The sequence below is a fragment of the Chelatococcus sp. XZ-Ab1 genome (assembly GCF_029309855.1).
Taxonomy (GTDB): Bacteria; Pseudomonadota; Alphaproteobacteria; order Rhizobiales; family Beijerinckiaceae; genus Chelatococcus_A; species Chelatococcus_A sambhunathii.
This window is the reverse complement of sequence record NZ_JARKII010000021.1, coordinates 21874-28176: the sequence shown is the minus strand read 5'-3', so window position 1 is coordinate 28176 and position 6303 is coordinate 21874. Positions and strand designations below refer to the sequence as shown.

Sequence of the window (6303 nt, the reverse complement as noted above, 5' to 3'; positions counted from 1 at the left end):
CGCAAAACCGCTCAGCAAGGCCCCAAAAGGCCACGCCACCAAAATCGACGCGGGGTGGAGCAGCCCGGTAGCTCGTCAGGCTCATAACCTGAAGGTCGTAGGTTCAAATCCTACCCCCGCAACCAAATAACTCCAAGAATACAGCCGCTTAAAAGCCTCCCTCGCGGGAGGCCTCTTGCTTCGTGGCGCCATGTCAATACTGAACCTTCCGGAAGGTTCGGCGGCGGCGAGACGGCTTGGGATCAACGGCTTGGAATCAGGCGCCAATCTTCTCCACCAGCTGTGCCCGCATGTCCTTCCCATTGACCGTCTTCTCGATGACGATGAAGAGCCCCTTGCCGCCGTTCGTCTTCTCCCACAGCTCGCCGATGGTTCGTTTTTCGGCGGTGTCGGGGCCTTCGGCGATGTGGGCGCCTTTGTACTCGACGACGAGCAGCCTTCCGTCCTCCAACTGCGCCACGAAATCCGGATAGAACTTGTCAGTCGCAGTCGGCAGCCAGAACGAGTTGGGGTGGCGGGCGACGTTGCGAATCCAGAACTTCAGGCCCGGCAGGCTGTCGATGGCCTGCGCGCACTGGAATTCCTCGCCATTCTCGGCGCCGTCGAAGGCCGGCACATGGTCGGGGCCAAGAAAGTGCTTGCGCGGCTTCCAGCGGCCACGATACCGGCGCTGATCCCAGTACATCCCGTCCTTGAAGCTGAACGCCTCATCGAACGACACATCCACCTTGGCTTCCGGCGCGAACAGGTATCGCTGGTAGACGCCGTCGCGCTCCTGCTGGCGGATGGCGGCGAGTTTCTCGCGGACCTTTCGGGCGAGGATGAACTTGCAGCGCATCAGCGCCGTGATGTGCATCCCGCGTGCGGTGATCAGGTGACCGACGAGGTCGCGCAACCAGCGCAACAGCTCGCTCTGGTGAATATCCGGCTGGCGCACCTGCCTGTCGAGCCACAGCACCAGCGCCTCCGGGGTCCAACCCTCGACGTCGACGTCGAGCGCCAACTGCTCCGCCTCATCGGCGAACTGATAGGTGATGCGATTGCCGTCGAGGTCGATTTCGAAGCTGCGGGCCGTCTCGCGGATCGCGAACTCGGCCTCGCCCAGCTTCGAGGAATGATCGAGCAGCGACCAGTCGTGAAACTCCATGAACACGTCGGTGTCGGCGAACTCCAGCTCGCCCTGGATCTCCGACATCAGGCGCGGGACCTCGAAGGTCGCGCCCTGCTCGGCAGGCGACAACTGGTCCTTCACATCGACGCGGTATTTCGAGACGGCCTCGGCGAAGCCCTTCCGTTCCGTCTCGGGCAACGTGTCGGCGATCACCTTCTCCAGCGCGCCGTCGACGCGGCCGGTGACAGCGATCTCGATCCTGCCGCCGCCGGTGTCGCGCAGGCTCACGCCCCCACGCTTCCTCAACTCCGCAACCACCTCGGGCGTCGCCGTCACGGTGTGCCTGAAGGTCGGCTTCGGCTTGTCGCGCGGGCCGAACAGGCCGGTGTCGGCATCGAGCGAGGCCTGCGCCGGTTCGATGTTGTCGCGCGCCTCGTCTTCCTCGAAGCCCATGGCGACCAGCTTGTCGGCCAAAGACCGCGCCGCTTCGCCGAAGGATGGTTCGGACAGGAAGGCATAGGCGCGGTTGAGCGGATCCGCCTTGCGGCGCTTGGCGTAGGGCATCCGCAGCACGCGCCCCAGCAACTGCTCCACATCCACCGCGCTCTGGATCCGCGAGACGGAGCAGAAGGCGTAAGCGAAGGAGCAATCCCAGCCCTCCTTCAGCGCCTCGACGGTGATGACGTATTCAATCGGGCATTGGGGATCGAACAGATCGATGCCGTCCAATTCGCGCTGATCGCCGGTCGCCACGGCGATCTTCTCCGCGGGGATTTGTTCGACCTCCATCAGGTGCGTCTTCAGCGCCTCGACCGTCACCTCCTGGTTCTTCGGCTGCGCCTGGAACAGGACGATGGGGCGGATGTAGTCGGGATCCTTCTCGGCTTCCTCGGCCAGAGAGGCGCGCGCCGCGATGGCGCCGTTCACCGCATTCTGCCAGGTGTCGTGCTCGGACAGCATGATCGGCAGCTTGATCATCTCCTCGCGCTTCAGCTCCTGTGCCGTCACGCTGTGCAGGATGTTGGAGTTGAGGCGCGGCGTCGCCGTGAACTCGATGATGGCGGACGGGTTGACCCGCGCCTGCATCTCCCGCGTCAGGCCGGTGACGGCGTTGTGCGCCTCGTCCACGATCATCAGCGGACGGTGGATGTGCATCAGGTTGGCGAAGGAGAACCTCACGCCGCCGCCGTCCAGCGGCTCGAGCCCCGGCAGTGACCTGGGCAGCGCCGTGAAATGCGGCTCCATGTTCTCGTTGTGGGCATAGACCTTGCGGCCCTCGGTGTTCGAGACCCGCAGGGTCTGGATCGTGCCGACGACGATGCAGCAATGGTCGCGAATGTCGTGCGGGCGGATATGCGTGAAATCGGCGATGTCGAACACGCGCACCCGGCCGTCGAAGGCCTCGTCCAAGGCCTGCCGGTAGGGGTGGCGGGCGTTCTTCAGCGCCTCTGCCGTCTGCAGGCGGATGGTGTTCGACGGCACCAGCCAGAGCACCATCGGATAGTCCTTCTCCACCCAGGCATCGCGTGCAATGCCGATGGAGTATGCGCCGAGGATCGTCTTGCCGCCGCCGGTGGGCAGACGCAGGCACACGTAAGGAACGTTCGGCAGCTCGGCGAGCGGCGTGTATGTGCCGCCATAGCGGCCGAGCCGCTTCGCCTGCTCCGGCTCCTTGGTGATCGCCTCATAGGCGCCTTTGGGGCCGGCGACGCGCGCCTCCTCGAAGAAGCGGCGGAGGATGGAGAGAGTATCGGTCTGGTATTGCTTCAGTTTCATCAGATGCCCCCTCAGGCCCGCGCTTTGACGTCGTAGGGCGTCTGCTTGAAGGTGATGCGCTCGCGGTCGAGCGTGGCGGGCGTCAGCCGGGACTGCTCGCCGTAGATGGTGAGCGGACCGTCGAAGGCCGGATCGACCTTGGCGATCTCCTCGCGGATGATGGCGAGCGTCGCGCGGGTCAGCACATTGCCGCCGCCGGGCCGCCTGTCGCCGAGAATGCCGTTGTAGAGCAGCGCATGAGCGCGGCCGTCATGAATGCCGAGCAGCGGGCTGTCGCCGCTGCCGTCCCACGGCCGGTCGGTCTCCGAAAACCAGACATGCGCCGCCAGCACGGGAAAGCGGATGTCCTGCCGGATGTGGCCCGTCTCGTCGAAGACGGGCGGGCCGAGACGGTAGAAGCGGAAACCGCCGCCGCCCTGCCAGCCGACGGATTTCGAGATGCCGCCCTGTTCGCCGTCGATCACCTTCTGCAGGCGCGGCGCGCAATGGGTGCGGGCATGCTCGCCCATTTCGATGCCGATATAGCGCCGCCCCATCTTGTGCGCGACGGCGGCGGTGGTGCCGGAGCCGAGGAAGGAGTCGAGCACGAGATCGCCGGGGTTGGTAGCGATGTGCAGGATGCGTTCAATCAGGCGTTCGGGCTTTGGGGTGTCGAAAAGGTCATCGCCGAAAAGTGCGATGACTTCCTTTTTCGACTCCTGAGTGTTGCCAACATCGTCGTTGGACCACCAAGACCACGACATCCGTCCTTCGTGCTCGTTGAGATACGTTTTCTTCCGGGGCATTCCGTTTCCATCGCTACCGAACCACATTCGCCCTTCTGACTTCAGGCGAAGGAACTCGGGCTCGATCGTGACCCAGCATCGTCCTGCGGGCGGCCTATGTATCGCGCCGCCCGGTGTTGTAATCTCGTACATTTGGTTCGGCCGATAGCCTTGAGCCGAGAAGTTGGACGAAGACGTCCAAGGCCCGCGCGGGTCATTATCTGGATTCTTGAATTGCGCACGCTGCTTCTCGGTCAGCGGAATACGGTTTGTCGAACTCCGAAATTTCTCCCTCTCCCGTCCGTAGACCATGATGTGGTCGTGTGCGTCGCCCAAAGGTATACGGTTATCAGGGCCTATCCTTTTCTGCCAAACGACGTTCACTACGAAATTCCGCCGCCCGAACACCTCGTCCATGATGACCTTGAGGTAGTGCCCCTCGTTGTCGTCGATGGACACCCAGATCGAGCCATCCTCGGCGAGCAAATCGCGCAGCAGTTCCAGCCGCGGCCACATCATGGCCAGCCACTGCGTGTGCTCCAGGTTGTCGTCGTAATGCTCGAAGGCCGCGCCCGTGTTGTAGGGCGGGTCGATGTAGATGCATTTCACCCGGCCGGCATAGAACGGCAGCAGCGCCTTCAGCGCCTCGAGGTTGTCGCCCTGGATCAGCATGTTGCCCGCGCTGCCGTCGCCCGCCGACAGGTCCGGGACTTCCTCCAGAAGACGGTAGGGCACGCGGCTCGCGCGGCGAAGGTCCTCGTCGCGGGTCAGCCAGTTCAGGATCGGCATCAGTCACCGTTCGTTTCAGCGGGCTTGTCGCGGGACGGCGGAACGGCGTTGCCGGTCAGCTTCTCGTATTCCTCGACCGCGAGCACCACCACGACCGGACGCCCGTGCTTCTCGATCACCACGGGCTCCGCGCGGGCCGTGTCGATCAGCCGTCCGAAGTTGTACTTGGCCTCGCGGGCCGAGAGCGCCTTCATGCGCCGCCCCCTTCTTGAAAGGCCCATCGTGGCCATAATGGCCGCATCGTCAATCGCGAAATTCGCCCGTCCACGCCGACCGGATGACCGGGGCTCCGGCGGGCCTTGCCACCGATGCCGCGCCCGTGCGCCTCGCCGCCGTGACGGCCGGCTTGCCCCTTGCGTCACAGCCCATGCTGATATGGCCGTGCAGGGCAGGGCTGGCGTAGACCGAAGGTGTCGAGGGTTCTTGCTGCGCCCGCCGGTCAGCGGCAGTCGCGGCGATCGTTTCGCGAGTCCGGCGATGTCGGCCGTCCGCCACCGGGCGCGCCACGTGCGAGCGGTTCGCGCGCTGATGTCGAAGCCGGCGGCGGCGTCCGCCGCCGGCCGACCCTTGCCGACAACGCCGCAGGTTTCAGGGCTAGCCGGTCTTGACGTCGATCTTCTTCTCGTTCTTCCGGGCCTCTGCGGATTTCGGCAGCTTGACCGTCAGCACCCCGTTCGCGAACCGGGCCTCGATGCCGGCCGTATCGACCGTGTCGGGAACACGGAACGAGCGCATGAAGGTGCCGTAGCGGCGCTCGGACACATAATAGTCCTTGTCGTGTTCTTCCTTGGTCTCGCGCTTTTCGCCCCTGACGATGAGCGTGCCGTTGGCCAGGCGCACCTCGACGTCCTTCTGCTCGAGGCCCGGCAATTCGGCGCTGATCTCGTATTCCTTCTCGCGCTCGACCACATCCACCGCGGGGGTGAGGGCAAAGGCGCTCTCGCGCAGCCACGGCCGTTCGGATTGGAACTCCGCACGGGCGAAGGGCATGCGCCACGAGCCGACATGGAGGTCGTCAAACAGCCTGTCGATCTCCCGGCGCAGGCTGTCGAAGGGCGTCCACCGGGCGACGGGCGCGGGTGCAGTTTGCTTCTCGGTCTCGATGGGAAGTTTGGTTGCTTCAGGCATGGTCGTGCTCCTGTCGCGGGGGCAGCGGCGGGCCGGCCTGGAAGCGGGCGCCCGGAGCGCTGAGACTGCGGCCTCGGGGCCGAGCGGTCGGCTCAGGCCGACGGCGCTGCCACGGACATCAAAACACCCCCGCGCATGGGCTCCTTGACATGGGTCAAACGTCGCAGGGTCGGCTTGATCCTGCGCAAGGCGCGGCCGTGGCCTACCCGTTTACCCTTCCCGCGCATCGACAAAGGGAGCGCCAATAGGGGAGCGCCATGTACAAGAACATTCTCATTCCGACGGATGGTTCACTCCTGTCGGCGGCGGCCGTCGAACAGGCGATGGCCTTCGCGCGCGACGCCGGAGCCAAGGTGACGTTACTGACGGTTGTGGAACCCTTCCACCTCCTCTCGACGGACGCCGAGCAGCTCACGGATACGCGGGCGGAGTACGAGGATCATGCACGCCGGCGCGCGGCCGGCTTCCTGTCCTCCGCAAGCAATGTCGCGCGGGTGAACGGTGTGCCCTACGAGACGGTGCAGGTGGTGCATGACGAGCCCTATCGCGCCATCATCGATACCGCCAAGGAGCGCGGCTGCGACCTCATCGCGATGGGTTCGCACGGCCGCGGCGGCGTGGCTGCCATCGTGCTGGGCAGCGTGACGCTGAAGGTACTCACCCATTCGACGATCCCCGTCCTCGTCTACCGGTGAGCGGGCAGGGGCGAAACGAGGCCGCCCCGGCATCCGCAGG

At 65.0% G+C, this 6303-nt stretch carries 5 protein-coding genes and 1 tRNA gene; 2 read left to right on the top strand and 4 right to left on the bottom strand.

Annotated elements, in window-relative coordinates:
• Positions 1-48 precede the first annotated feature (48 nt).
• Positions 49-125, top strand: a tRNA-Met gene (locus P2T65_RS20710).
• 131 nt (positions 126-256) lie between these two features.
• On the opposite strand, the gene P2T65_RS20705 is transcribed toward P2T65_RS20710, so the two are convergent.
• From P2T65_RS20705 to P2T65_RS20690, 4 genes are all read right to left on the bottom strand, one after another.
• Positions 257-2887, bottom strand: a complete 2631-nt coding sequence (locus tag P2T65_RS20705; protein ID WP_276200642.1) for a DEAD/DEAH box helicase family protein — start codon at positions 2885-2887, stop codon at positions 257-259.
• Positions 2888-2898: 11 nt separating this feature from the next.
• Positions 2899-4440, bottom strand: coding sequence for a site-specific DNA-methyltransferase (locus P2T65_RS20700; RefSeq protein WP_276200641.1), 1542 nt, complete (start codon positions 4438-4440; stop codon positions 2899-2901).
• The gene (locus P2T65_RS20695) at positions 4440-4634 is read right to left on the bottom strand and encodes a type II toxin-antitoxin system Phd/YefM family antitoxin (RefSeq protein WP_055461040.1); all 195 of its coding nucleotides are present in this window, start codon (positions 4632-4634) and stop codon (positions 4440-4442) included. Before P2T65_RS20695 ends, P2T65_RS20700 begins: the two co-directional genes overlap by 1 nt.
• Positions 4635-5034: 400 nt before the next feature.
• Positions 5035-5568 (bottom strand): Hsp20/alpha crystallin family protein, encoded by a 534-nt coding sequence (locus tag P2T65_RS20690; protein WP_055461039.1) that lies wholly within the window; start codon positions 5566-5568, stop codon positions 5035-5037.
• A gap of 257 nt (positions 5569-5825) precedes the next feature.
• Here P2T65_RS20690 and P2T65_RS20685 point away from each other — a divergent pair, with 257 nt between their 5' ends.
• Positions 5826-6263 carry a universal stress protein gene (locus P2T65_RS20685; protein WP_055461038.1) on the top strand — a complete coding sequence of 146 codons (438 nt, stop codon included), beginning with the start codon at positions 5826-5828 and terminating at the stop codon, positions 6261-6263.
• The last annotated feature ends 40 nt before the right edge of the window (positions 6264-6303 follow it).